This is a genomic window from Cellulomonas cellasea (assembly GCF_030372105.1).
Taxonomy (GTDB): Bacteria; Actinomycetota; Actinomycetes; order Actinomycetales; family Cellulomonadaceae; genus Cellulomonas_A; species Cellulomonas_A cellasea_A.
In genome coordinates this window covers 74344-98603 of sequence record NZ_JAUDBQ010000006.1, presented here as the reverse complement: position 1 = coordinate 98603, position 24260 = coordinate 74344, and the positions used below count along the sequence as shown (strand labels likewise).

The following is a 24260-nucleotide window of genomic DNA, read 5'->3' as shown; positions in this document are numbered from 1 at the left end:
GCCAGGTCAGTCGAGCCCTGTCGCCGCCCGCAGGTCGGCGAGCGTCAGCTTGCCCGTGTAGAGGCGCCCGTCGATGAAGAGCGTGGGCGTCCCCCGCACCCCGGCCGCGACGCCTGCGCGGTACTGACGGGACACCTCGTCGGCGTGCCGCTGCGCCGCTTCCCCCACGACGCTCCCGGGGTCGAGGCCCAGGCTCCGCGCGCGGCCCCGCAGCGACTCGTCGTCGAGCGCGTCCTGATCGGCGAACAGCAGATCGTGCATGGGCCAGAACAGCCCCTGAGCCCGCGCGGCCTCCGCGGCCAGCGCCGCCGCCAACGCGTGCGGGTGGATCTCGAACAGCGGGAACTCCTGCCACAGCAGCCGCACCCTGCCGCCTGAGCCCTCGACGAGGCTCGCCAGCACGGGCGCCGCCGCATGGCAGTACGGGCACTCGAAGTCCCCGTGCTCCACCACCGTGACCGGCGCGCCCGCGTCACCACGGAACTGTTCAGCCGCCATCCGCCCAGCATGCCCCGCGGCTCGCCTTGCCGCCCTGCGCGGAGCCTGGTCTGCTGTCAGGTGAGGAATGTCCGAGATGCCCCGGGAGGGTCCCATGCCGCAGCCCACAGTCCTGCTCGTGCACGGCGCCTTCGCCGACGGCTCGAGCTGGTCCCGTGTGATCGACCGGCTCCAGGCCGAGGGCGTGACGGCGCAGGCCCTGGCCAACCCGCTGCGCGGCCTCACCCACGACGGCGAGTACGTCGCGAACGCCGCGTCGCAGGTCGAGGGGCCCGTGGTGCTCGTCGGGCACTCCTACGGCGGCCCGGTCGTCACCTACGCCGGCGCGAAGGCCCCGAACGTCACAGCCCTGGTGCTGGTCGCGGCCTTCGGGGTCGACTACGGCGTCTCAGCGCTGGGCTCGGTGGCGGAGTTCCCCGACCCCGAGCTGGCCACGTCGCTCGAGCCCCGCACGTACCCGGGCAGCGACAGCCCCGAGGTGTACATCCAGCGGGACAAGTTCCGCTCGGTGTTCGCCGCCGACCTGCCCGAGGAGGAGACGGCGCTGCTGGCCGTGAGCCAGCGCCCCGTGGCGCTCGCCGGGCTCAACGACGTGCTCGAGGTGGAGCCCGCCTGGAAGACCCTGCCGACATGGTTCGCCGTCGCCACGCAGGACCACGCGATCCACCCCGACTCGCAGCGGGCCGCCGCGGCGCGCCTCGGCGCCACGACAGTGGAGGTCGACGGCTCGCATGCGATCGCGCTCTCCCAGCCCGACGCCGTCACGGCGCTCGTCCTGGCGGCGGTGCGGGCTCAGGAGTGAGCGGCGCCGTCCAGCCGTCCAGACTCCGTGCGCTCGCCGAGGTGCAGCACGCAGTGGTGCGGGCCGACGAAGCGCTCGAGCCACTCGGCCACGATCGGCCCGTCGTGCTGCTCCAGCACCCCGCGGCTCAGCCCGAGGTGCACCTGGCACACGACGTCGGAGGACTGGCCCACCAGGTCGATGAACGGGCACCGGTGCAGATGCACCTGCATCGCGTCCGGATCGGCCTCGGGCGCGAAGCCCAGCTCCTCCAGGTGCCGGCGCAGGTCGTCGAGCTGGCGCCGGGCCTCCTGCGCGCGCGCCACGACCTCCTCGTGGCCGAGGGGCGGGGACTCCTGCGCGAGCTGGGCCGCCCATGCGCGGCCGCACTCCTCAGCGGGCTCTGCAGGCTCGGCGGACTCGGAGATGTGGGCGTGGGCGGCCGCGTCGGGCGGAGTGGCCCCTGCCGTCGAGTACCCGGCGAGGAGCGCCCGGATGAGCTGGTCGCGGGCCTTCGCGTCGCTCGGCTCCTCCAGCTCGGCGGTGGCGCTGTACAGGATGCGTGGGCGGCCACGGGTGCGGCGCCGCTCCGTCTCAGTGGTGACGAGCCCCGACTCGATGAGGCGGTCCAGGTGCTCGCGGACAGTGTTGACGTGGAGTCCGACCTCGAACGCGATCTCGTCGGCGCCCAGGGGGCGCCCCAAGCGCTGGAGCATGCGGACCATGGCCATGCGCTTGTCCGAGGCAAGCGCTCGATGGGCGCTGACCGGCTGACTTGGCATGCGTCCATTGTCCGTCGGCTGGTCAGCGCTCTTCTAGGACCAGCGGCCCGGCGTCATGGGGCGCCCTGCGGGGTCGCTACGGTGGCGGGATGGACTCCGCGCAGGCAACCGTCATCGTCGTCTCCGACAGGTGCTCCCGGGGTGAGGCGGAGGACCGGTCCGGGCCGCTCGCCGCGGGACTGCTGCGGGACGCCGGGCTCACCGTCGGCGCCCCGGTCGTGGTGCCCGACGGCGCCGACTCAGTCGCCGCGGCCCTCGAGGCGGCGCTCGCGTCCGGGTCGCGGGTCGTCCTCACCAGTGGCGGCACGGGTGTGACGCCCCGCGACCAGACCCCGGAGGGCACCCGCGGGGTGATCGACCGCGAGCTGCCCGGCCTCGCGGAGGCGCTGCGCCGTGAGGGGCAGGCCCATGTGGCGACCGCCGTGTTGTCCCGCGGGCTCGCGGGGGTGACGGCGGGCGGCGCGCTGGTGGTGAACCTGCCGGGCTCCACGAAGGCCGTGGAGCAGGGCATGGGGGTGCTGGCGCCGCTGCTGCCGCATCTGCTCGACCAGCTCGTGGGCGGTGACCATTGAGCCAGCAGGTGGCGCTGCCCGACCCGGTCCCCCGTGACGCGTCGGCCGACAACCCGGCGCCGGCGGGCGCCCTGGGCGCCGGTGGGCGTCTCACCGACCGGTTCGGACGCGTCCATCGGGACCTGCGGATCTCCCTGACGGACCGCTGCTCGCTGCGCTGCACGTACTGCATGCCCGCCGAGGGCGTGCCGTGGATCGCGGGCTCCGACCTGCTGAGCACCGCCGAGCTGGTGCGGGTCGCCACCGTCGCCGTCGAGCAGGCGGGCATCGAGGAGCTGCGCCTCACGGGCGGCGAGCCGTTGCTGCGGCCCGACGTCGTGGAGGTCGTCGCGGCGCTCGCCGCGCTGCGCGGCCCGCACGGGGCGCCCGAGGTGTCGCTGACCACCAACGGCCTGCGGCTGCCGAAGCTCGCGGGCCCGCTCGCGGACGCGGGGCTCGCCCGGGTCAACATCAGCATCGACACGCTGCGCCCCGAGCGGTTCTTGGCCCTGACCCGCCGGGACCGCCTCGCCGACACCCTGGCCGGCATCGCGGCCGCCGACGCCGCGGGGCTGCGGCCCGTCAAGTTGAACGCCGTCGCGATGCGCGGGGTCAACGACGACGAGTTGGTGGACCTGGTGCGGTACGCCACCGAGCACGGCTACGAGATGCGGTTCATCGAGCAGATGCCGCTCGACGCCGGGCACACCTGGGAGCGCAGCTCGATGGTCACCGGGCCGGAGATCCTGGAGCGGCTCGCCGCGGCGTTCACTCTCACCCCGTTGCCGGGGCGCGGGGCGGCGCCCGCCGAGCGGTGGCTGGTGGACGGCGGACCCGCGAGCGTCGGGGTCATCGCGTCCGTGTCGGCGCCGTTCTGCGGGGCCTGCGACCGCCTGCGGCTCACCGCCGACGGCCAGCTCCGCTCCTGCCTGTTCGCCCGCACCGAGACGGACCTGCGGGCGCTGCTGCGCGGCGGCGCGGACGACACGGCGCTCGTCGGGGCGTTCGCGGGCTGTGTCGCCGGCAAACTGCCGGGGCACGGCATCAACGACCCGTCGTTCCTGCAGCCCGATCGGCCGATGAGCGCGATCGGCGGGTAGCGGTCGCGGGCCGGACTAGCCCGGAGCGGGCCGCGACCAGTCGTGCGGGCCGCCCATCGCGTTGTACCGCGCGTACCAGTCGGTGGCCAGGTCGTCCGCCCTGTCGATCGCGTCCGCGACGGGGCCGGCGCCGACGCCCGCCGCATAGCCCACCAAGAAGGCGGTGAGCGGCGATGCGCCTGGCCGTCCGACGCTGCGCGCCGCGTGCAGGGCGAGGGCGGCCAGCGCGTCCTCGTCCACGATGACCGCCTCGATCCCGAGATCGCGGGCCAGGATGTCGGCCCAGGCGGCCAACGGCGTCGTGGGCGCGGCGATCAGCCGCGTCGCCGGGTGTGGGCCGGGTGTGGATCCGGTCATGCTGCGCCTCCCCTGTCGCACATGCCGCTTCTCACTCATCGTGCCACGCGACACGGGCGAGCGCCCGGACGGTCGTGCGGGCACCTCGTCAGACCCAGGTGGGGCGCCTCGAGTCAGGGGGCGCCTCACGTGGTGTCGGCAGCGGGCATCGCCTGCTACGAGTGCGCGCCGGCGATCAGGAACGCGCCGATCACCGCCGATCGCGTCACCGAGGAGTACACGTTCACCCAGCGGTCCTCGGCGCCCTCGGTCTCCTGCCACCTCAACACGTCCTCGGGCGAGGTGAAGGACTCCGCGGCCGTCGACCCGTTCGCCTCGTCGAGCTCCGCCTTGCGCACGTACCCGACACGACCGTTCGTCGCCTCCGCCTGGATCAGGTCGGGCTCGGTCTCGGGAGACACGGCATCCGCGGCCGATCCCCAGGAGTCGCCGGCGTCTGGGACGCGTCGCACCTCGCGCAAGAGCCGAGAGCGCGGACTCCCAGCCGCCGAGGGTCAGCCGTCGACGCGGCGCACGTCCTCCCAGGTGTCGACGTCGGCGGACGCGCCCTCGTCGGCGAGGCGCTCGACGTGGAGGCCCGCCAGGACGGCGCGCACCGAGGCCCCCCGGACCCCGCGCTCGGCGCCCAGCCGCGCCAGCCCGGCCAGGAGGCCAGCCCGCCGGTAGAGCCCGACGAGCGGCTGCTCGCGGCCGTCGGCGTCCACGAGCATCACCCCGTCGAGCTGCGGGTCGTCGCGTCGGGCGGCGGCGACGTCCCTCAACCGCGGGACCGCCGCGGCGACGAGTGGGACGTCGCAGGCCAGCAGCAGCACCCAGTCCCCGGGCGCCTCGAGTGCCGCGAGGCCCGCGGCGATCCCTGCCGCCGGGCCGCCGTCGGGCGGGTCCTCCAGCGTGAGCCGGACTCCGGCGGGCACCTCGAGCGCGGGCGGGCCGACCACCACGGCCTGCCGGGCCTGGTGCGCGGCGTCGAGCACATGCGCGAGCATCCGGCGGCCACGGACCACGACATCCGGCTTGGACGCGCCGCCGAGCCGGCTGGCCCGCCCGCCCGCGAGCACCACCGCGTCGAACGGCACGCCCTCGGGGTCCGAGGCCCCGGCCCGCGGGACCGCCTCGCTCATGGCGCGATCCGGACGACCGCCACCTCGTCGCCGACGCCCACCGCCGTGACGTCGCGCGGCACGATCGCCAGCCCGTCCGCGAGCGCCAGCGAGGCCACCAGGTGCGACCCGGATCCCCGGTTCGCCGCGGGCCGCGCCTCGAGGCCGTGCTCGCCCTCGGTGAGGACGACGGGGATGTGCTGCTCGCGCCCGCGGGGCGAGGACCAGCCCTCGGTGACGCGGGCGCGCACGCGCGGGCGGTGCAGCGCGGCGCCTGTCAGGCCGCGCAGGGCGAGCAGCGCGGGCCGGCCGAAGGCCTCGAAGGACACGAAGGCGCTCACCGGGTTGCCGGGCAGCGCGAGCACCGGCGTGCCGTCCTCGAGCCGGCCCAGGCCCTGCGGCTTGCCGGGCTGCATCGCGACGGGCACGAAGCGCATCTGGGGCAGCCCGATGAGGACCTCCTTGACCACGTCGTACGCCCCCTGGCTGACACCGCCGGAGGTGATGACCAGGTCGACCTCGGGGCGGTCCGCGCCCAGGGCGGCGCGCAGCGCGTCCGCGTCGTCGGGCACGGCGCCGAGCCGCACCACGCTCGCGCCTGCGGCCCGGGCGGCGGCGGCGAGCAGGTAGGAGTTGGAGTCGGGGATCTGGCCGTGGCGCATGGCCTCCCCGGGGACGACCAGCTCGGAGCCCGTCGACATGAGGAGCACCCGCGGGCGCCGGTGGGCCAGGACCTCGGCGCGGCCCACGGAGGCGATCGCGGCGATCCGGTACGGGGTCAGCTCCTCGCCGGCGGCGAGCACCACGGCGCCGGCGGCGACGTCCTCCCCGGCACGGCGCACATGGGCGCCCAGGGTGGCCGGGGCGGTGATCACCACCGTCTGGACGCCCGCGTCGGTGGCCTCGACGGGCACGATCGCGTCGGCGCCGGGGGGCACGGGGGCGCCGGTCATGATGCGCGCGGCGGTCCCCGGGGCGATGGCGGTCTGCGCGTCGGCGCCCGCGGGCAGGTCGAGCACGACCGGCAGGGTCACGGGGTGCTCCACCGAGGCCCCGGCCACGTCATGCGCCCGCACCGCGTAGCCGTCCATCGCCGAGTTGGCGAAACGCGGCAGCGCCTCGGGCGCCGTGACGTCCTGCGCGAGGACGAGGCCGAGCGCGTCGTCGAGCGGGACGGAGACGGGCGGCAGGGCCGCGACCAGCGCGAGCACCTCCGCCAGGTGGTCGGCGACAGTGCGGGGACCTTCGTGCGTCGGCATGGCGCCCACGCTAGCCGCCGACGCGGAGGGCCCCTAGGACCCTCGTCGCAGCGGACGGCGGTGGTGGGTCACCTCTGCTCGGCGTTCGAATCGTGCCGGGGGTTCATGTTGTCCGGGTCGCCGTCGGTGTCGTAGTCCGGGTCGTCCGCCGCGCCGCTCTTCGCGTTGACGCCTGAGCGCGGGTTCATGTTGTCCGGGTCGCCGTCGGTGTCGTAGTCCGGGTCGTCCGGCCCGTCGTGCTGCCCTGCGGGCGTTGTCGAGTTCATCTCCTCACGCTGTCACCGTTCGGCGGGCTCCGCACCCGAGGGGCGTCCGCCGGCTCCGCTCACGCGCGCAGCGCCGCCCGGCGCGCCACGGCGGCGAGGCTGGCGAGCTCCTCGAGCTGCCGGTCGGCGGAGATCACGAGCTCCTCGAGCACCACGGGGTCGAGCCCCAGCGGCGCGGACCAGTCCTGCAGGGCGTGCCACAGCGACTTCTTGCCGGCCACGGCGGACTGCATGAGGTCGAGCTCGAGCAGCACCGACAGCGGCGACCTGCGCGTCAGCCGGCCGTTGGGCTTGAGCCGGCCCAGGCGCTCCCCCGTCCACAGCACGGCCAGTTTCCCCTGGTCGACCCGCACGCCCAGGCGGCGGGTCGTGTCGACCAGCCAGTCCCGCTCCGTCCTGATCTCGGTGGCGAGATCCGCGAGGCGGGGGCCGATCGGGGTGGAGGCGCTGGCCTCCGCCATCTGGCTGATGCGGCCGACCCCGGCAGTGGCTCCGGCGATGTGGTCGTTCAGGTAGATGGCGAGCAGCCTGCGGTCGAGCCCGGCACTGCCCGGAGAGTCGGCGTTCATCTGCCCAAACTGCCACCGGTGGGCCGGGGTCGCACTCGCTGGCCGGCGCACAGCCCGGGCCGCCGCTGACCGCTCTGCGGACAGCCGTTCGGGTGACGGGCAGGATCATCCTACGATTCGGCGGGTGAGTTCTCAGCAGACTGTGGATGTCGTCCTCGTCGGCGGCGGGATCATGAGCGCGACGCTGGCGGCGATGCTCTCGACGCTCGAGCCGACATGGAAGATCGAGATCCTCGAGCGGCGCCCCGCGCTCGCCGAGGAGAGCTCCAACCCCTGGAACAACGCGGGCACCGGCCACGCCGCGCTCTGCGAGCTGAACTACACCCCCGAGCGGCCCGACGGCACGATCGACATCTCCAAGGCCGTGGCCATCAACGAGCAGTTCGAGCTGTCACGCGAGCTGTGGAGCCACCTGCTCACCTCCGGGCGGCTGGCCGACGACGCGTTCCTGTCCCCCGCACCGCATATGACCTTCGTGCGCGGCGCCGCCGACGTGGACTACCTGCGCCGACGGGCCGAAGCGCTGCGCGCCCACCCGCACTTCTCGCACCTCGAGTTCTCCACCGACCCCGAGGTCATCCGCTCCTGGGCCCCGCTGCTGGTCACCGAGCGCGACCTCGACGAGCCCATCGCCGCCACCCGCGCCCCCGAGGGCACCGACGTGGACTTCGGCGCGCTGACCCGCGCACTGATCGGGGACGTCGCCGCGCGCGGGGCCACCGTGCGCCTCGAGCACGAGGTCCGGAGCCTGCGGCAGCGACGCGACGGCACCTGGCGCCTGCGCGTGCGGGACCGCCGCTGGAACGCCTCGCCCCGGCGCCGCACGATCGACGCCCGGTTCGTGTTCATCGGCGCCGGCGGCGGCGCGCTGCGCCTGCTGCAGAAGTCGGGGATCAGCGAGGCCAAGGGCTACGGCGGCTTCCCGATCAGCGGCCAGTTCCTGCGGACCACCAACCCGGAGATCGTGCGCCAGCACCAGGCCAAGGTCTACGGCAAGGCCGACGTCGGCTCCCCGCCCATGTCGGTGCCGCACCTCGACACGCGCGTCGTCGACGGCGAGGCGGCGCTGCTCTTCGGCCCCTACGCCGGTTTCAGCATGAAGTTCCTCAAGCACGGCTCGCCGCTGGACCTGGTGCGCTCGATCCGCCCCGGCAACGTGGTGCCGTTGGTGGCAGTCGGCCTGCAGAACCTCGACCTGGTGAAGTACCTGGTCAGCGAGCTGGCCGCGTCGCCGACCCGGCGGCTGCGCACGCTGCGCGCGTTCATGCCCTCCGCGCACCCCCGCGACTGGGAGCTGATCACCGCGGGCCAGCGCGTGCAGGTCATCAAGAAGGACGCGAAGAAGGGCGGGGTGCTGGAGTTCGGCACCGAGCTCGTCACCTCCTCCGACGGCACGATCGCCGGCCTGCTGGGCGCGTCGCCCGGCGCGTCGACAGCCGTGGCCACCATGCTCGACCTGCTGGACCGCTGCTTCCCGGACCGGGCCGCCACGTGGGCGCCCCGCCTGCGCGAGATGATGCCGGCCCTCGGCGGCGAGGACTGGGACGACGCCCTGGCGCTGCACCAGTGGGAGGCCGGGGACCAGGTCACCGCGGAGCCCTGACCACCAGCAACGCCTGCCCGACGGCGGCCACGGCGACGGCGAGCCCGGCCGCGACGCCCAGGGCCAGCCCGATGTGCGCCCGCAGCAGCAGGGCGCCCACCAGGGCGCCCGAGCCGAGCAGCACAATGCTGAGGGCGCGGCGCGCCCACGGTTGGTCACGCCGCCGGCCAGCGTCGGCCGCCAGGCCCGTGACCTGCTCGTCGATGGCCGACGTCGGCACGTCCACGACGCCGAGGTGCTGCACCGTCGCCGCCTGCACGCCCATGCACGCGCCGAGCACGCCCGCGGCGGCCAACGCCAGGGCGCTCGACGGCTCGGGCGGGGTCCGCGCGACCAGCACGCCAACGACGCCCACCCCCAGGCCGATGCTCCCGAACAGCGCCGTGGTGCGGGCCGTCCAGACCTGCGGCCTGCTCCGCAACGCGCGCCCGCACACCGCCGCGCCCGCCCAGAAGGCCGCGAGCGCCAGCGCCAGCCCGGCCGCCCGCAGGCCCCCGGAGCCCGCCAGCGCGGCGCCCAGCAGCACGGTGTTGCCCGTCATGTTCCCCATGAAGACCCTGTCCAACTCCAGGTAGCCGACGGCGTCGACGATCCCGGTGGCGAAGGTCAGCGTCAGGAGCAGGGCGACCTCGATCCGCTCCGCGCGGCGCCCGGTCACGGCCCCGCCTCCGGGGGCCCATCCGGCCGCTCGGCACGCGCGTCGCCCTCGTCGTCGCCGTGCTCCAGCAGCGCCTGCCCCACCGCGGCGACGCCGACGCTGAGCGCCGCCACCAGGCCCAGCGCGAGCCCGGCGTGCACGCGGATGAGCAGCGCGCCCACGAATGCCCCCACGCCGATCAGCGCGAAGCTGCCCATCCGCCGCCCCCAGCGCTCCCGGTCGGGGCGCCTGTGGCGGAACTCGAGCCCGAGGCCCACCAGCGCGCCCGTGATCGCGTCGGTGACGAGGTCGGCGACGCCCGTGGCGCGGGCCGCCGCCGCCTGCGTCCCCATGCAGGCGCCGAGCACTGCGGCGGCGGCCAAGCCCGAGGGCTGTGACGTGGCGGGCGGGATGAGCGCCACGCCGACGCCCACCAGCCCCACCACCACCCCGGACGCGGCGATCAGGCCGGAGACGCGGGCCGTCCACCCGTCGGGGGCCCTGCGCAGCGCGCGGCCGCACAGGTGCGCGCCCAGCCAGAACGCCGCGAAGGCGACCGCCGGGCCGGCGACCTGCAGCCCTCCCGCCCCGGCGAGCCCCATGCCGAGCAGCAGCACATTGCCGGACATGTTCCCCGCGATGACCCGGTCCAGCACCAGGTAGCTGACCGCGTCCACCACCCCGGTGCCGAAGGTGAGCACGAGCAGGAGCGCGGTCACGCGTCGGCGCGTCTGGCGCCGCAGCGACTCGAAGACCATCCCGACGCCCCCTCGCTCGCGTGGCAGGCCGCGCTCAGGCCGCGGACCGCGCCCCGTGCCGCCGCGGGGCCGCCCCGACCCCGGCGACGGCGAGCACGAGCACCGCCGCGACACCGAGCGCGACCGCGATGTGCACGCGCAGCAGCACCGCGCCCACCGCCGCCCCGGCCCCGATGAGCACCACCGCCCCGGCACGCCGCGCCCACAGCCCGGACGCGCCGGAGCCCAGGTCGGCGAAGAGGCGGGTGAGGGTGGACGTGACGACCACTGTGGTCACGTCGGCCACCCCGAGCTGGCGCGCGGCCGCGGCTTGCAGCCCCATCGCGCCGCTGAGCAGCGCGACGGCCACCGCCCGGACGGCCACGGGCTCGGACGTCCCGGAGTCGGGCGGCAGGATGACGAACAGCAGGGCCGCCGCCGCCGTCGCCGCGCCCGTGACAGCGACCGCCGTGGTGGTCCCGCGCCCCCAGGCCTGCGGGCTCCCCCGCAGCAGGCGGCCCCCGATGGCGGCCCCCAGACCGAACATCACCAGCGCGAGCGCGGGGCCCGCCACCGGCACGTCCGCGGCCTTGCCGATCCCCATGCCGAGGATGAGCACGTTGCCTGTCATGTTCCCGGCGAAGATGAAGTCCAGGCCCAGGTAGCCGACCGCGTCGACAATGCCGGTGGTGAAGGTGAGCACCAGCATGAGGGCGAGGTCCAGGCGACGGGGGCCCGCATGCGGCGTGTCCAGCACGGGCAGCCCTCCCAACGGCCGCACCGCCCTCCGGACCCGGCCCGAGGTGCGCGCGCCACGTCCGCCCGTGGCCCGCCGCAGTCCCCTCAGGCTAGGTCGGCGCCGGGCAGTCCGCGCGAGCGCGAGGCGCCGTCGGCGAGCGCGGGCGGGCTGCGGATGCGGCCCACACGGGGACGGCGTAGACCTGGGGACATGACGGGCCGACCTGACTTCCTCCCCGTCGGCAGCGGCTACGTCGCCCTGGGCGACTCGTTCGCGGCCGGTCCGGGCATCCCCGTGACCCTCGATGTGGAGTGCGCGCGCTCGGACGGCAACTACCCCCATCTCGTGGCCGGGGAGCTCGAGCTCTCGCTCACCGATGTGACCTGCCGGGGCGCGTCGATCGACGACCTGATCGACATCCCCGAGTCGGCGGGCGTGCACGGGGCGCCGCTGCCGCGCCAGGTCGACGCGCTGCTGCCCGACACGAGCCTGGTGACGGTGACGGCGGGCGCGAACGACGTCGGGTTCATCGCCGCGCTCAGGTCATGGTCGGCGGTGCACGCCGCCGAGCGCGGGCAGCTCCCGCACGGCAGGGGCAGCCTCGCGTCGCCGACCGCGCCGCCCGTCGACAGGGCCCGCGTGGAGGACGCGCTGCGCGGAGTCGGGCCCCGGCTCGGCGACGTGCTCTCCGCGGTGCGGGTGCACTCCCCCGCCGCGCACGTCGTCCTGGTCGACTACCTCACGGTGCTGCCGCCGCAGGGCACGGAGGTCCCCGAGGTGCCGGTGACCAGCGAGGAGCAGGAGTTCCTGTGGCAGGTGGCGCATGCCCTCGAGGACGCGACGGCAGCCGTGGCCCGCGAGCACGGGGCCATCCTGGTCCGGGCGTCCGCCGCGAGCCGGGAGCACCATGCCGGGTCGCCCGAGCCGTGGGTCGAGGGGTTCTTCCCGGGGCTCAACGTGCCGCCGTACCACCCGGACGCCGCGGGGCACATGGCGGTGGCCCGGCTGGTGCTCGAGGCCCTGGCGGCGCGGGGCTAGCGGTGCGGGGCTAGCGGCGCGGGCGGTGGCGCGGGCGGTGGCGCTCGATCTCGGCTGAGCGCAGGCGGTGCACCAGCAGCCCCGGGCGGCCGTCGAGGCCCGCCACCCGGTTCCCATCCGGCGCCCACACCGCCGTGCCGCCGATGGCCGATCCGATCGCGCTGGGCCCCGTGAGCCCCGCCATGGCCGCGTACATGCGGTGGTCCATCGCACGGGCGCCGTGGTGCAGGTCGTGGCGCCGCTCCTCGCCCTCGACGTACACGGAGGACGAGACGTACAGGTCCGCGCCGGCCGCGGCCGCCCGCGCCGCATGGGCGGGGTGCGCCATGTCGAAGCACACCGCGAGCGCGACCCGCCACCCGTCCACGTCGATCGGCGGCTGTGGGCGGCCCGCGGTGAACCAGCCCGTCTCGGAGCCGTGCAGGTGGGTTTTGGGGTGCACATGGCCCTGCCCGGCGGGGCCCATCACGATCGACCCGATGACGGGCGCGGCGCCGGGCTCGCGCACCGGGGCGCCTGCCACGATCCACATCCCGTGCCGACGGGCGCGTGCGCGCAGCGGCTCCAGGCGGGGGTCGTCAACGCCCGAGGCCCAGCACGCGTCGTCGGGCAGCAGCGCCAGGTCGTAGCCGATCAGTGAGAGCTCGGGGAAGACCAGGAGCTGGGCGCCCTCGGCCGCGGCCGCGTCGGCCACATCCACGGCGTGCGCGACGTTGGCCGGCAGATCGCCGGGGACCGGGGTGGTCTGGGCCAGCGCGAGGACGAGGTCGTCTGCCATGGGGACAAACGTAGCGACAGCGTGGGCGCCCGCCGAGAGGCGGGCGCCCACGCTGTCACGGCTCACCGGCCGGCGAGCAGGTCCTCGAAGGACGTGGGGTTGGCGAACGGGTCGGCGACCGCGCGCGGCTCCCGCGCGCCCATGAGGCCCGCGAGCTCGCGTGCCGCCCGGTGGACCCTGCTGTCGAGCGCCCCCGACTCGTCGGAGACGTCCTGCTGGGCCGTCGCGCCGAAGTCCGCGGTGGCCGCGAAGACCCCGGTGGGCACGACCATGGCCCGCAGGTACGCGAACAGCGGCCGGAGCGCGTGGTCGAGGGCGAGGGAGTGCCGGGCGGTGCCGGCGGTCGCCCCGAGCAGCACGGGCATGCCCGCGAGCGCGCCCTGCTCCGTGACGTCGAAGAAGTTCTTGAACAGCCCGGAGAACGAGCCGGAGAAGATCGGCGTCACGGCGATGAGCCCGTCGGCGCGGGCCACCGTGTCGAGGGCGGCCCGCAGGTCGCCGGCGGCGAACCCGGTGAGCAGCATGTTGGTCAGGTCGTGGGCGAGCAGCCGCACCTCGACGACCTCGACATCGGCCTGGACGCCCAGGGCGTCGAGCTCGCGGACGGTGGCCGCGGTGAGCCGGTCGGCGAGGAGGCGGGTCGAGGACGGCTCGCGCAGCCCGCTCGAGACGACCGCTAGCGTGCGGCGGGTCATCGCGACTCCTCCGGGGAGGCGCCGGTGACGTCGTCGACGACGAGGGCGCGCTCGCGCGTCGGGCGGTCCCCCGCGGCGGCGACGCGGGCGGCGTGGGTCGGCGCGTCGGGCACGTGCGCCGGGCGGCCGATGGCGAACTCCTTGCGGAGCGCGGGCACAACCTCCCCGCCCAGCAGGTCGAGCTGCTCGAGCACCGTCTTGAGCGGCAGGCCCGCGTGGTCCATGAGGAAGAGCTGGCGCTGGTAGTCGCCGACCTCGTGCCGCATCGTGGCGTAGCGGTCGATGACCTCCTGCGGGCTGCCGACGGTCAGCGGGGTCTGCGCGGTGAACTCCTCCATCGACGGGCCGTGGCCGTAGACGGGCGCGTTGTCGAAGTAGGGGCGGAACTCGCGCTTCGCGTCCTGGCTGTTGGGCCGCATGAACACCTGGCCGCCGAGCCCGACGATGGCCTGGTCGGCCCGGCCGTGGCCGTAGTGCTCGAACCGGCGGCGGTAGAGCTCGACCATCTGCCGGGTGTGCTCGATGGGCCAGAAGATGTTGTTGTGGAAGAAGCCGTCACCGTAGTAGGCGGCCTGCTCGGCGATCTCGGGGCTGCGGATCGAGCCGTGCCACACGAACGGCGGCACGTCGTCGAGCGGGCGGGGCGTGGAGGTGAAGGACTGCAGCGGGGTGCGGAACTTGCCCTCCCAGTCGACCACGTCCTCGCGCCACAGCCGGTGCAGCAGCGCGTAGTTCTCGATGGCCAGGTTGATGCCCTGGCGGATGTCCTTGCCGAACCACGGGTAGACGGGGCCGGTGTTGCCGCGGCCCATCATCAGGTCCATGCGGCCGTCGGCGAGGTGCTGCAGGTAGGCGTAGTCCTCGGCGATCTTCACCGGGTCGTTGGTGGTGATCAGCGTCGTGGACGTCGACAGCAGGATGCGGTCCGTCTGCGCGGCGATGTAGCCCAGCAGCGTCGTCGGCGAGGACGGGACGAACGGCGGGTTGTGGTGCTCGCCGGTCGCGAAGACGTCGAGGCCGACCTCTTCCGCGTGCTTGGCGATGGTGACTGTCGCCTTGATGCGCTCCGCCTCGGTGGGCGTGCGGCCGGTGACGGGGTCCGTGGTGACGTCCCCCACGGTGAAGATGCCGAAGTGCATCTGCGACATGTGGGTGCTCCTGCTCTGTGACGGGTTCAGCGATCTGGCGTTGTCAAACATTCAACCACCACTCGTCGAGGTCGTCAAATCTTCAACTATCTGCCCAACCGGGCGACCCCTCGAGGTATTCCCCGCGCAGCACGACGGCCGGCCGACGCCATCACGTCGACCGGCCGCCCTCACCTCCCCGCTAGACCCAGGCCGCCCAGTCCGCCTTCGGGATCAGGCAGTGCACGCCCTTGACCGCGTCCACCACCTGGCTCACCTCGAAGTCCCCCGCCGCCGAGAGGTAGGCCAGCGCCACCGAGCGCGGCACCCCGAACCGCCCGTGCAAGAACGCCACCGCATGGCGCACCGCCTGGCGCATCGCCTCGTCGAGGTCCGCGTCCATCCCCGTCGGGATCCAGTGCGTCGCGGTCTCGACCACCGGGGTGCGCACCCCGCCCAGCACTCCGCGGACCTGCGCGGCGGGCACCACGCTCAGCCGCAGCGTCGCGCGCAGCGAGGCCTCCAGCGCGGTCAGCGCCACCTCGCCGTTGCCCTGCGCGAAGTGCGGGTCGCCCGTGTAGAACAGGGCCCCGTCCACGGCCACCGGCAGGTACAGCGTCGCCCCGACGCCCGCGTGCTTGATGTCGATGTTGCCGCCGTGGTCCCCCGGCGGCACCGACGGCACCGCGTCGCTGGTGGCCGGGGCGACGCCCATCAACCCGAGGAACGGCGCCAGCGTGAACTGCACCGTGCGGCCGCGGCCCGCGTCCATCACCCCCACCTCCCGGCCCGAGCGGCGCTCAACCCAGGCGAAGTGGCTGACCGAGCCGTCGGTGATCATGCGGTCCACATGGCGGGTGGGCGTGGAGCGCAGGTCCTGCGGGTACTCCCCCGCCAGCGCGCCGTAGCCGTGCCGGTTGCTCACGAACCCGTACGGCACCCGGTAGGCGAGGTCCAGCACGTCCACCCGCAGCATGTCGCCGGGGCGGGCGCCCGTCACCGCGATCGGGCCGGTCACGACATGCGGGCCGTCGTCCGGCCCATTCGCCAGGTCGCTCGCGGCGACCTCCACCGCGTCGTCGAGCACGTCCACCGCGCCGAACTGGCGCACGTACCGCGCCGGGTCGCGGCCCTGGTCGGCGAGCAGGCCCTCGTGGGACAGCGTGTCGATGGTGACCGTCGCGCCATCGGCCACCCGCAGCACCGGCGCCGCGTCCGCATTCGGCAGCCAGCCCCACCGCACCTCCTCGGCGCGCGAGGGCAGGTAGTGCCGCCCCAGGACGGAGCCCTTGCCGGGCTGCAGCGCCGTGCTGCGCAGGATCGTCGCGGCGCTCACAGGACACCCTCTCCCCGGACGCCCACGACGAGGTCCACCTCGACGAGCGCGCCCACCGCGAGGCCCGTGACGCCGACGCACGTGCGGCTCGGCAGCGGGTCGTCGAACCACGTGCGGTACTCGGCGTTGAACTCGTCGAAGTCGTCGAAGTCCGTCAGGTAGGCCCGGACCATCAACGTGTCCGACAGCTCCGCGCCCGCGGCCCGGACCACTGCCCGCAAGTTCGCCATGACCTGGCGGGTCTGCTCCACGAGCCCGCCGGGCACGAGCAGCCCGGTGGCGGGGTCCGTGGGCATCTGCCCCGTCACGAACAGCAGGTCGCCCCACTGCACCGCGTGGCTGAACGGGCCGACCTGGGGCGGGACCCCGGCCGACGCGGGGAAGACGTGGTGCGTGCGTGCCTTGCTCATCTCAGACCTCCGCCGAGTCCATCGCACGGACGAAGCGACGCGTCGCCTCGACCTGTGGGTCACCGATCACTTGCTCTGCCGTGCCCTGCTCGACGACCACCCCGCCCGCCATGAAGACGACCCGGTCCGCGACCTCGCGGGCGAACCGGAGCTGGTGGGTGGCGATGATCATCGTGAGGCCGCCCTGGCGCGCGAGGCCCTGGATGACGCCGAGCACCTCCGCGACCAGCTCGGGGTCGAGGGCGCTGGTCGGCTCGTCGAGCAGCAGCACCTTCGGGTGGGACGCGAGGGCTCTGGCGATGCCCACGCGCTGCTGCTGGCCACCGGACATGTGCCGCGGGAGGGCGTCCGCGCGGTGCGACATGCCGACCTGCGCGAGCAGCTCGTCGGCCCGCGCGGCGGCCTCTTCCCGGGACCAGCCGTGCACCCACCGCAGGGGCGCCGCGACGTTCTCACGGGCGGTGAGGTGGTGGAACAGGTTGAACTGCTGGAAGACCATCCCGACGCCGGCCTCGACGCGCTGGCGGGCCACATGCCGCTCCACCAGCTCGCCGCCCCGGTCGCCGTAGCCGATGGCGGTGCCGCCCACCAGCACCGCTCCCCCGTCCAAGCCCTCGAGGTGGTTGAGGCAGCGCAGCAGCGTGCTCTTGCCCGATCCGCTGGGCCCCAGCAGCGCGATGACCTCGCCCTCGCGGACCTGCAGGTCGATGCCGCGCAGCACCTCGTTCTCGCCGTAGGACTTGCGCAGCCCGTATGCCTCGATGAGCGCCTCGCCGAAGCTGCGCGGCGGCGGGTCGGCCTGGGTGAGCCGCGCCGCGGAGCCGAGGCCGGAGTCGGTGCGGTCGGGGGCCCGGCGCGGGTCGGGCTCGGCCACCGGGGTCGCGGCGCCGGCCTTGCCCCGCCTGCCGATCCAGCCGCGGAGCGACGCCCGCGCCGGGCGGTCCAGGTCCAGCGCACGCTCCACCGCGAGCTGGACCAGGGTGAGCGCCGCCGTCAGCACCAGGTACATCACGGCCGTCGCGAAGTAGATCTCGAAGTAGTCGAACGTGGCGGAGGCGAGCTGCTGGGTGCGCAGCGTCAGCTCCGGCACCGCGATGATCGACGCGAGCGCCGAGTTCTTCATCGTGGCCACGGCCTCGCTGCCCAGCGACGGCACCATCGACCGCAGCGCCTGCGGCGCCACGACCCGCCGCATGAGCAGCGCCGGCCGCAGGCCCAGGGCCCGGCCGGCGGCCACCTGCCCGGGGTCGACCCCCTTGACGCCCGAGCGGAAGATCTCCGCGAAGAACACCGCCTCGTTGAGCGCCAGGGCCAGGCCGCCCGCCGCGAGCGGGGAGAGCACGATCCCCGCCCGCGGCAGCACGGAGAACACGAAGACGAGCTGCAGGATCAGCGGCGTCCCCCGGTAGAGGGTCACGTACGCCCTGGCGGCCCAGGTCAGCGCCCGGAAGCGGGTGAGCTGCATCGCCGCGAGGAGCAGGCCCAGGATCATCCCGCCGACGAATCCCATGGCGGTCAGCCGCAGGGTGAACACGATGCCGTCGAGCAGGTAGGGCAGGGTCAGGTAGTGCAGGAACTCGGTCATGTCAGGCCGCCCTCGCGTGAGTCGTCAGTCGCCCGTGGTGGTCAGCGGGCGCTCACCCGACGCTGAGCACCGTCGGCTCGGCGAGCGCGTTCTCGTCGAGGGCCCACTTGCCGGCCAGCTCGGCCTGCAGCCCGGAGCCCTGGATCTCCACCAGCGCGGCCTGGACGGCGTCGCGGAAGGCGTGGTCGCCCTGCAGCACGCCGATGCCGATCTCGTAGTCGAGCATCACGGTCTCGGCCGAGTCGAGGTCGTCCGGGTGGGCGGCGATGTAGCCCTTCACCGTGTTGACGTCGTTCATGTACGCGTCGGCCCGGCCGGAGAGGATGGCCTGCACGCAATCGGCGCTGGAGTCGAAGAGGCTCACCGTGGGCGCCTCGAGCCCGGCCGCCTCGCAGTCGGGGGCGACGGCCTCGACCAGCGGGACCTCGACGTAGCCCTTGTTGAGGGCGACTGTCGTGCCGCACAGCGAGGTGTCGATGCCGGTGATGGACTTCGGGTTGCCCGTGGCGACGAGGATCCCGTCGAAGACCTTGGAGTAGCTGATGAAGTCGACCCCGCCGTGCGCGCGCTCCTCGGTGGCGTAGAGGTTGGAGACGATCCAGTCGGCCTGGCCGCTGGCGACGGTGGGCACGAGCTCGGAGAAGCCGACGGGCAGGTAGTCGACGTCGAAGCCGAGGCAGTCGCCGATCGCGTCGCCGAGGTCGATGTCGAAGCCGATGAACTCGTCGGGGTTCTCCGGGTTGACCACCTCGTAGCCGGGGGTGTGCGGGTTGAGCGCGTTGGTCTTGGTCGTGCCGACCAGGTCGGGGTTCTGCTCGCGCAGCTCGACACAGGCGGCGGAGTCGGCGAGGTCGGGGAAGGCCGCCTCGCCCGCGGCCTCGGCCTCGGCGTTGGAGCAGGCCGTCAGTGCGAGCAGGGCCGCGAGCGCGGCTGTGGCCAGGGCTGCCGTGCGGGAGGTGTTCGTGGGGAGCATCGCGCATGCCTTCCGGTCGCCGGGCGACGGCGCCGGGCCCCGGCGGGAGCGCTGGGGACGCGACGCCGCCGTTGGTGTCTCCGGTCGGATGGTCTGACCGGTGGGAGCAGACGCTAACCCCGGGACGAGGGCCCTATCCGGGCATTCCGGGCGCGGAAACAGACTGTTTACAGGCTCGACCCACGCCGAAACATTGGTCAGACCATCCGACCGCACGGGTGCTAACGTGCCGTCTCGCGCAGCCGCCGCCAGCCGTTCTGCGCCGAGCCCGACACCGAAGAGGAGCACCTCGTGCCGACACCGGTCCCGCCGTTAGCCCGCAGGTCCCCCACCATCTCGGTGACCCTCGCCGCGCACCTCGAACGCCTGATCGCCACCGGGCAGCTCGCCCCCGGGCAGCGCCTGCCCGGTGAGCGCGAGCTCGCGGCGCAGCTCGCCGTGTCCCGGGCTTCGCTGCGCGAGGCGATGTTCGAGCTCGAGTCCAAGCACCTCATCGAGCGCCGGCCCGGACGCGGCACCGTGGTCGTCGAGACCTCCGCCGAGCAACGCGACCTGCACGACCTCACGGCCGGCGCCGGCGGCCCGGGCGGGGCCGCGATCGCCGACGCCGCCGAGCTGCGCCTCATCGTGGAGCCGTCCGTCGCCGGCCTCGCGGCCCGCCGCGCCACCCCCGCCAACCTGCTCCAGCTCCACGACGTGCTCGACGCGTCCGTCGGGCCGCTCACGCCCTCCCGGTCGGTGGAGCTCGACCTCGAGTTCCACCTGCTGCTCGCCCAGGCCGCCCGCAACCCGCTGCTCACCACCCTGCACGGGCTGATGGGCGAGTGGACGCTGCCCATCCGCCGCCGCTCCCACACCACCAAGGCCGGCCGCGCCCGATCGCTCGCCGGCCACCGCGACATCTACGCCGCCGTCGACGCCCACGACCCCGACGCCGCCACCGCCGCGATGCACGCGCACCTGCTCGACATCCACACCCTGCTGGAGGACTCCTGATGCCCCGTCCCACCCCCGCCGGCTTGTACACCAGCGGGCTGCTGCTGTTGACCGCCGCCACCGGCGCCATCGACGCCGTGAGCTACCTGGCCCTCGACGGCGTCTTCACCGGCAACATGACGGGCAACGTGCTGTTCCTGGCCTTCGCCCTCGTGGGCGTCAGCGGCATCCCCCTGCTGAACAACGCGTTCGCGCTCGGCGGCTTCGCGCTCGGGTCGATGCTCGGCGGGCGGCTCGTGCGGCGCGGGCACCCCGTTGGCCTGCCGGTCCGCAGCGGCTGGGTGCTCGGCGTCGGGGCCGCGCTCATCTTCACCCTCGTGGGCGCCTGGGCCGCGCTCGGCGATCTGGGCCCGGCCTGGCAGATCACCCTCACCGCGGTGCTCGCGGCCCTGATGGGCGCGCAGGTGGCGGCCGTGAAGCCCGTGGGGAACACCGACATCACGACAGTCGTGGTGACGAACACGCTGGCCAATGTCACGCGCGAGAGCCGCCTGGGCGGCGGCCGGCAGACGGCGCTCCAGTGGCGGCACCGATTCCTCGCCGTGGTGTCGATGGGCGCCGGGGCCGCGCTCGGGGCGGCAGTGCTGCGGGTGGGCGACGGGCCAGGCGCCCTGGCCGCGTCGGGGGTCGTCTTCGCGGCGGGCGTGGCCACACTGCTCGTGGCCCGACGCGCGCAGCACCATGCCGAGCGGGCTGACGCGCCAGCGGGCGCGCTCGCAGTCGACCAACTCGCAACGCGCTGAGCGCGCACGCCCCTCAGGACACCCTGCTCCTCAGGAGACCCTGCCCCCCGGCCGCGGGTTCGCCGCGACCAGCACCTGCGCGCGGCACCGCACATCGTCGCGTCCGAGCACCCGGTGCAGGTCGGCGCTGGCCACCTCCACGGCGCTCGCCACCTCGTCGAGGTCGGCGGTCGGGTCGATGGTCACGCGCAGCCCGGCCACGAGCTCGCCGCGGTCGCGGATGAACGAGCCCGACGCCGCCCGCACGCCCGGCGTCGCGGTCAGCGACTCGGCGGCGGCCTGGGCGGCCTCGGCTCCGTCGATGCTCAGCTCGCCGCCCGTGCCGGACCCGTTGAGACGCAGCGGGCCGGCGGAGCGGCGCGGGATGTGCGCCAGCAGCCACCACAGGCCGAGCAGCACGAGCACCCCGCCGGCCACACCCAGCGCCCAGGGCCACCACGTCTCGCCGGCCAGGTCGGCCGCGGCGGTCGTGTCGAGGGTGTCGGGGGCCGCCGACCACACGTCGTCGAGGTAGCCCGTCCACCAGGCCACGACCGCGAGCCCGGCGGCCAGCAGCACCAGCCCGAGCAGGAACGCCGCCACCCGGTCCCAGCCGATCACCGCGCGGCTCATAGCGGCGCCTCCGTCGCGGGAGGGGCGCCGTGCGCCTTGACGAAGACCTTGGGCGGCTTGGCCAGCGGCGCGAGCCGGGTCATCACGACCTCGCGCACCCGCTCCCCGGTGTGCGGGTCGCCGGTGGTGCGCACGTCCACGTTCACGTTGCGCCTCCCCCCGGTGGCCTTCGCCTCGAGCACCCCGTCCACGTCGTCCGCGGCCACGCGTGCGAGCCGGGCCACGTCGCGGGGCCTGATGGCCACGCCGACCGCCTGCCGCAGCCACAGCGACTTGCGCCGCCGTCGCCGCAGTGAGATCACGATGAGCCACAGGCCCACGACTGCGGCGACGATCCCCGCCGCGAGCGCCCAGCCGGTCCGGGCCTGGCCGTCCAGCGCATCGAGCGCCGGCACGATCCACCCGTCGCCGGGCAGCACCCCGGCGACGGCGAGCGCGTCCCACAGCAGGGCCACGCCGAGGGCGATGGTGAGGACGGCGAGCACCGGCCCCACGAACCCGATCACCCCGGAGCCTGTGGTCTGGCGTGCCGGGCGCAGGGGCGAGGCGCCGGGCGCCGCGTGCTGGCCGCTCATCGGGCACGCGCCTTAGCCGGCTCCGGCGGCCGCACGACGCGGAGCACGTCGACGCCCACGGAGTCCGCTGTCAGGTCCAGCAGGGTGCTGACCTGCTCGCGCACCCGGTCGCGCACGGCGATGGCGACGTCCGCGGCGGAACGCGGCCAGAGCGTCGCGATCTCGAGGTTGATCCTGGCGTGCTTCCCGGCGACGGTGGCCTGGCTGCGGGGCAGCCGCCGCCCGAAGGCCTTCTTCTCGGGGCCGGCCACGCCGTCGACGGCGAGCGCCGCGGCCTCGACGACGCGCGCGATGACGCTGTCGGCGATCCGCAGGCCGCCGCGGTTCCCGGGCTCGTCGGCGGCGGCCGCCGCGGCGGTGTCGTCTGGGGCGGCGCCGTGCGGGGCGAGGTCGTCAGCCACGGCGACGGCCCGCCTGCACCATCGACCCGAGGTCGACGCGTCCTTCGATCTGGGCGCCGACCACGAGCCCGATCAGCCCGAGCCCGAGCGCGAGCAGGAATCCCCCGAACCCTCCGAGGATGGCGGCGATGGCGAGGAGGATTCCCACGAAGATGCCGATGACTGTGGCGGACATGTCAGCTCCTGGTTCGGGGTGTGGCTAGGCGTCGGGGATGGCCACGTCCTCGACGAAGATGTCGACGGGCGACGGCCTGATCTGCTGCACCGCGTCGCGCACCGCGCTCGCGACCCCGGGGATCGGCGATTCGCTGGCGACGACGACATGCACCTCGGTGCGCTCTGGCTCGATCCGCACTCCGGTGACCCGGCGACCGGGCAGGTAGGTCGCCACCTCGGCGAAGGCCCCGCCGTGCATCGCGGCGACACCGGGCACGCCCAGCACCGCGGCGCGCACGGCGTCGGCGGGGTCGGGCGCCGCTCCCGGGGGCGACGCGCTCGGTGGCGTCGCAGTGCTCATGACGATCGCTGTGCCTGGCCGCTGGAGCCGGAGTCGTCGCCCTCGGTGTCGTCCTCCGGCAGGTGGATGTCCACCACGGAGATGTCGACCTGGGTGACGTGCAGCCCGGTCATGCGCTCGACGGCGTTGATGACGTTGCGCCGGATGGCCGACGCCACGTCGGCGAGGGGCACCCCGTACTCGATGATGACCTCGAGGTCGACGGAGGCCTGGTGGTCGCCGACTTCGACGCTCACGCCTTGGGAGTAGTTGGGACGGGCGCCGGGGATGCGCTCGCGCAGGGCGCCGACGGTCCGCGCGGCGCCTCCGCCGAGGCCGTGGACGCCTTGGATCTCCTTGGCGGCGAGGCCGGCGATGGTGGCGACCACGCCGTCCGCGATGGTCGTGCTGCCCTGCGCGCTGTCGAGGGCGCTGTGCTGCCTGCTGGTCCCGCTGCCCCCGCTGGTCGAGGGGGTGGAGCTGCCTGACTGCTCGCTCACGATGTGCCTCTTCCTCCGTCGGCCGGCCTGGGCTGCCCGGCGGCGCGTGTGTGGCGATGCAGCCCTGGCTGCCTCGCGGCGTCCGTGGCGACGCGGTGCGCCGGCGTTTGAGACCTCCGTGCGGCGCCGGCTCGGCGTCGGGGTGTCACGTCATGACCCCAACCTCCAGTGCAGCACCGGGCGGGCTCCGCCGCACCCGCTCGCCAGCGGGCCGCACAGCCCAGGTCACGGGGTGATAACGATGTCCGACCCTGAGACGCGAAGTACCTAGTACTCACTGTTCGACCCATACCGGGCGCTGCTAGACAGTGCTCGCTCGACCCGTTGGGACCTAAGTCCTAGGCGCAGCGATGAGGCTGCCCCATCCAGACGGGCATTGGCTCCTCCAGACCTTCACCACAACGAGGTGGTCATGACCAGAAACGTGCTCGCGGGGGCTCTCCTCGCCGTCGTCGCAACCGGCGCCGTCCTGCTCTCCGGAATCCTGGGCCCCGAGGTCCAGGGCGTCGCGCTGCTCGGGGCAGCCCTCGGGGGCGCCCTCGGCATCGCGCCCGACCGCACCCCCGGCCAGCGCATCGCCGCCTTCGCAGCCGGCTTCACCGCCGCCTGGATCGGCTACCTGCTGCGCGCCGCCGCACTGCCCGACGCCGCCGCCGGCCGCGCCGTGGCCGTCTTCATCGTGCTCATGATCTGCCTGGCGGTCAGCGCGGGGACCCGCGGACGGCTCCCCCTGTGGGCCGCCCTGCTCGGCGCCGCCGCCATGGCCGGCGCCTACGAGACCGCCTACACCGCCGACCCGTCGGCCTTCGCCACCACCTCGCCGATCGCCGCCACCGCCGTGCTGCTCACCGCCGGCGCCGGCGTCCTCGCCACGGCGCTGCTCAGCCCCTCCGTCGCACACGACCGCGCCCGCGAGGACCAGGAGGCGCTGCCGCCCGAGCCCGAGCACAACCGCCCGACGCACGTCGCCGAGCCCACCTCCTACCGCCCCTTCGAGCCCGCCCCGGAGGCCTGAG

Annotated in this window: 32 protein-coding genes; 8 read left to right on the top strand and 24 right to left on the bottom strand. The window is 74.6% G+C overall.

The features are described 5' to 3' along the window. Window positions 1-6: 6 nt before the first annotated feature. Window positions 7-498, bottom strand: a complete 492-nt coding sequence (locus tag QUV83_RS07635) for a DsbA family protein (protein ID WP_289563598.1) — start codon at window positions 496-498, stop codon at window positions 7-9. Window positions 499-592: 94 nt separating this feature from the next. Between QUV83_RS07635 and QUV83_RS07630 the strand changes: the two genes are divergently transcribed. Then, a complete protein-coding gene (locus tag QUV83_RS07630; protein ID WP_289563597.1) occupies window positions 593-1300 on the top strand; it encodes an alpha/beta fold hydrolase in 708 nt (235 codons plus the stop codon). On the opposite strand, the gene QUV83_RS07625 is transcribed toward QUV83_RS07630, so the two are convergent. Next, entirely contained in the window at window positions 1291-2061 is a 771-nt protein-coding gene (locus tag QUV83_RS07625) for a helix-turn-helix transcriptional regulator (RefSeq protein ID WP_289563596.1), read from the bottom strand. The genes QUV83_RS07630 and QUV83_RS07625 overlap by 10 nt on opposite strands. 89 nt (window positions 2062-2150) lie before the next feature. Between QUV83_RS07625 and QUV83_RS07620 the strand changes: the two genes are divergently transcribed. Together QUV83_RS07620 and moaA are read left to right on the top strand one after the other, a co-directional pair. Then, window positions 2151-2633 (top strand): MogA/MoaB family molybdenum cofactor biosynthesis protein, encoded by a 483-nt coding sequence (locus QUV83_RS07620; RefSeq protein WP_289563595.1) that lies wholly within the window; start codon window positions 2151-2153, stop codon window positions 2631-2633. Beyond that, window positions 2630-3712 carry a GTP 3',8-cyclase MoaA gene (moaA, locus tag QUV83_RS07615; protein WP_436231894.1) on the top strand — a complete coding sequence of 361 codons (1083 nt, stop codon included), beginning with the start codon at window positions 2630-2632 and terminating at the stop codon, window positions 3710-3712. The genes QUV83_RS07620 and moaA overlap by 4 nt, the downstream gene beginning before the upstream one ends. 15 nt (window positions 3713-3727) lie before the next feature. Here moaA and QUV83_RS07610 read toward each other — a convergent pair whose 3' ends face one another. The 6 genes from QUV83_RS07610 to QUV83_RS07585 all read right to left on the bottom strand — a co-directional run bounded on the left by QUV83_RS07610 (window position 3728) and on the right by QUV83_RS07585 (window position 7263). Beyond that, window positions 3728-4069, bottom strand: a complete 342-nt coding sequence (locus QUV83_RS07610) for a DUF6457 domain-containing protein (RefSeq protein WP_289563594.1) — start codon at window positions 4067-4069, stop codon at window positions 3728-3730. 155 nt (window positions 4070-4224) lie between these two features. After that, the gene (locus QUV83_RS07605) at window positions 4225-4470 is read right to left on the bottom strand and encodes a hypothetical protein (RefSeq protein ID WP_289563593.1); all 246 of its coding nucleotides are present in this window, start codon (window positions 4468-4470) and stop codon (window positions 4225-4227) included. 93 nt (window positions 4471-4563) lie between these two features. Further along, window positions 4564-5190 carry a molybdenum cofactor guanylyltransferase gene (mobA, locus tag QUV83_RS07600; protein ID WP_289563592.1) on the bottom strand — a complete coding sequence of 209 codons (627 nt, stop codon included), beginning with the start codon at window positions 5188-5190 and terminating at the stop codon, window positions 4564-4566. Beyond that, a complete protein-coding gene (locus QUV83_RS07595) occupies window positions 5187-6428 on the bottom strand; it encodes a molybdopterin molybdotransferase MoeA (RefSeq protein ID WP_289563591.1) in 1242 nt (413 codons plus the stop codon). Before QUV83_RS07595 ends, mobA begins: the two co-directional genes overlap by 4 nt. A 68-nt stretch (window positions 6429-6496) precedes the next feature. After that, the gene (locus QUV83_RS07590) at window positions 6497-6694 is read right to left on the bottom strand and encodes a hypothetical protein (protein WP_289563590.1); all 198 of its coding nucleotides are present in this window, start codon (window positions 6692-6694) and stop codon (window positions 6497-6499) included. Window positions 6695-6753: 59 nt separating this feature from the next. Beyond that, window positions 6754-7263, bottom strand: coding sequence for a hypothetical protein (locus QUV83_RS07585; RefSeq protein ID WP_289563589.1), 510 nt, complete (start codon window positions 7261-7263; stop codon window positions 6754-6756). A gap of 124 nt (window positions 7264-7387) precedes the next feature. Here QUV83_RS07585 and mqo point away from each other — a divergent pair, with 124 nt between their 5' ends. Continuing rightward, the gene (mqo, locus tag QUV83_RS07580; protein ID WP_289563588.1) at window positions 7388-8866 is read left to right on the top strand and encodes a malate dehydrogenase (quinone); all 1479 of its coding nucleotides are present in this window, start codon (window positions 7388-7390) and stop codon (window positions 8864-8866) included. Here mqo and QUV83_RS07575 read toward each other — a convergent pair. Genes QUV83_RS07575 through QUV83_RS07565 form a run of 3 tightly spaced genes read right to left on the bottom strand, consistent with a single transcriptional unit; the run spans window position 8850 to window position 11021 of the window. Next, a complete protein-coding gene (locus QUV83_RS07575; RefSeq protein ID WP_289563587.1) occupies window positions 8850-9524 on the bottom strand; it encodes a YoaK family protein in 675 nt (224 codons plus the stop codon). The genes mqo and QUV83_RS07575 overlap by 17 nt on opposite strands. Then, window positions 9521-10261 carry a YoaK family protein gene (locus tag QUV83_RS07570; RefSeq protein ID WP_289563586.1) on the bottom strand — a complete coding sequence of 247 codons (741 nt, stop codon included), beginning with the start codon at window positions 10259-10261 and terminating at the stop codon, window positions 9521-9523. The genes QUV83_RS07575 and QUV83_RS07570 overlap by 4 nt, the downstream gene beginning before the upstream one ends. A 34-nt stretch (window positions 10262-10295) precedes the next feature. Continuing rightward, complete coding sequence (locus QUV83_RS07565) at window positions 10296-11021, bottom strand: YoaK family protein (RefSeq protein WP_289563585.1); 726 nt, start codon at window positions 11019-11021, stop codon at window positions 10296-10298. A gap of 168 nt (window positions 11022-11189) precedes the next feature. Between QUV83_RS07565 and QUV83_RS07560 the strand changes: the two genes are divergently transcribed. Beyond that, window positions 11190-12017, top strand: a complete 828-nt coding sequence (locus QUV83_RS07560) for an SGNH/GDSL hydrolase family protein (RefSeq protein ID WP_289563584.1) — start codon at window positions 11190-11192, stop codon at window positions 12015-12017. A 10-nt stretch (window positions 12018-12027) separates the two neighbouring features. On the opposite strand, the gene QUV83_RS07555 is transcribed toward QUV83_RS07560, so the two are convergent. From QUV83_RS07555 to QUV83_RS07520, 7 genes are all read right to left on the bottom strand, one after another. After that, on the bottom strand, window positions 12028-12795 hold the full coding sequence (locus tag QUV83_RS07555) for a carbon-nitrogen hydrolase family protein (protein ID WP_289563583.1): 768 nt from the start codon (window positions 12793-12795) through the stop codon (window positions 12028-12030). A 62-nt stretch (window positions 12796-12857) separates the two neighbouring features. Continuing rightward, complete coding sequence (locus QUV83_RS07550; RefSeq protein ID WP_289563582.1) at window positions 12858-13490, bottom strand: FMN reductase; 633 nt, start codon at window positions 13488-13490, stop codon at window positions 12858-12860. Continuing rightward, a complete protein-coding gene (locus QUV83_RS07545; RefSeq protein ID WP_289563732.1) occupies window positions 13487-14629 on the bottom strand; it encodes an LLM class flavin-dependent oxidoreductase in 1143 nt (380 codons plus the stop codon). Before QUV83_RS07545 ends, QUV83_RS07550 begins: the two co-directional genes overlap by 4 nt. A 190-nt stretch (window positions 14630-14819) precedes the next feature. Next, window positions 14820-15953: an acetamidase/formamidase family protein gene (locus QUV83_RS07540; protein WP_289563581.1), complete on the bottom strand. Its 1134-nt coding sequence runs from the start codon at window positions 15951-15953 to the stop codon at window positions 14820-14822. After that, window positions 15950-16363 (bottom strand): RidA family protein, encoded by a 414-nt coding sequence (locus QUV83_RS07535; RefSeq protein WP_289563580.1) that lies wholly within the window; start codon window positions 16361-16363, stop codon window positions 15950-15952. The genes QUV83_RS07540 and QUV83_RS07535 overlap by 4 nt, the downstream gene beginning before the upstream one ends. A gap of 1 nt (window position 16364) precedes the next feature. Beyond that, window positions 16365-17948, bottom strand: coding sequence for an amino acid ABC transporter permease/ATP-binding protein (locus tag QUV83_RS17665; protein ID WP_354003931.1), 1584 nt, complete (start codon window positions 17946-17948; stop codon window positions 16365-16367). 52 nt (window positions 17949-18000) lie between these two features. Beyond that, window positions 18001-18921: an ABC transporter substrate-binding protein gene (locus QUV83_RS07520; RefSeq protein WP_289563579.1), complete on the bottom strand. Its 921-nt coding sequence runs from the start codon at window positions 18919-18921 to the stop codon at window positions 18001-18003. Between the two features lie 291 nt (window positions 18922-19212). Between QUV83_RS07520 and QUV83_RS07515 the strand changes: the two genes are divergently transcribed. Both QUV83_RS07515 and QUV83_RS07510 read left to right on the top strand, forming a co-directional pair. Further along, entirely contained in the window at window positions 19213-19917 is a 705-nt protein-coding gene (locus QUV83_RS07515; protein WP_289563578.1) for a FadR/GntR family transcriptional regulator, read from the top strand. Then, entirely contained in the window at window positions 19917-20660 is a 744-nt protein-coding gene (locus QUV83_RS07510; protein ID WP_289563577.1) for a YoaK family protein, read from the top strand. Before QUV83_RS07515 ends, QUV83_RS07510 begins: the two co-directional genes overlap by 1 nt. Before the next feature lie 30 nt (window positions 20661-20690). Here QUV83_RS07510 and QUV83_RS07505 read toward each other — a convergent pair whose 3' ends face one another. The 6 genes from QUV83_RS07505 to QUV83_RS07480 are packed head-to-tail and all read right to left on the bottom strand — an operon-like array spanning window position 20691 to window position 23244. Beyond that, window positions 20691-21272 carry a hypothetical protein gene (locus tag QUV83_RS07505; protein WP_289563576.1) on the bottom strand — a complete coding sequence of 194 codons (582 nt, stop codon included), beginning with the start codon at window positions 21270-21272 and terminating at the stop codon, window positions 20691-20693. Then, the gene (locus tag QUV83_RS07500; RefSeq protein ID WP_289563575.1) at window positions 21269-21847 is read right to left on the bottom strand and encodes a DUF6286 domain-containing protein; all 579 of its coding nucleotides are present in this window, start codon (window positions 21845-21847) and stop codon (window positions 21269-21271) included. The genes QUV83_RS07505 and QUV83_RS07500 overlap by 4 nt, the downstream gene beginning before the upstream one ends. Then, the gene (locus QUV83_RS07495) at window positions 21844-22248 is read right to left on the bottom strand and encodes an Asp23/Gls24 family envelope stress response protein (protein ID WP_289563574.1); all 405 of its coding nucleotides are present in this window, start codon (window positions 22246-22248) and stop codon (window positions 21844-21846) included. The genes QUV83_RS07500 and QUV83_RS07495 overlap by 4 nt, the downstream gene beginning before the upstream one ends. Then, window positions 22241-22423 carry a DUF2273 domain-containing protein gene (locus tag QUV83_RS07490; RefSeq protein ID WP_289563573.1) on the bottom strand — a complete coding sequence of 61 codons (183 nt, stop codon included), beginning with the start codon at window positions 22421-22423 and terminating at the stop codon, window positions 22241-22243. The genes QUV83_RS07495 and QUV83_RS07490 overlap by 8 nt, the downstream gene beginning before the upstream one ends. Window positions 22424-22447: 24 nt before the next feature. Continuing rightward, window positions 22448-22765 (bottom strand): hypothetical protein, encoded by a 318-nt coding sequence (locus tag QUV83_RS07485; protein WP_289563572.1) that lies wholly within the window; start codon window positions 22763-22765, stop codon window positions 22448-22450. Next, on the bottom strand, window positions 22762-23244 hold the full coding sequence (locus QUV83_RS07480) for an Asp23/Gls24 family envelope stress response protein (RefSeq protein ID WP_289563571.1): 483 nt from the start codon (window positions 23242-23244) through the stop codon (window positions 22762-22764). Before QUV83_RS07480 ends, QUV83_RS07485 begins: the two co-directional genes overlap by 4 nt. 412 nt (window positions 23245-23656) lie before the next feature. Here QUV83_RS07480 and QUV83_RS07475 point away from each other — a divergent pair, with 412 nt between their 5' ends. Then, the gene (locus QUV83_RS07475; RefSeq protein ID WP_289563570.1) at window positions 23657-24259 is read left to right on the top strand and encodes a hypothetical protein; all 603 of its coding nucleotides are present in this window, start codon (window positions 23657-23659) and stop codon (window positions 24257-24259) included. Window position 24260 lies beyond the last annotated feature (1 nt).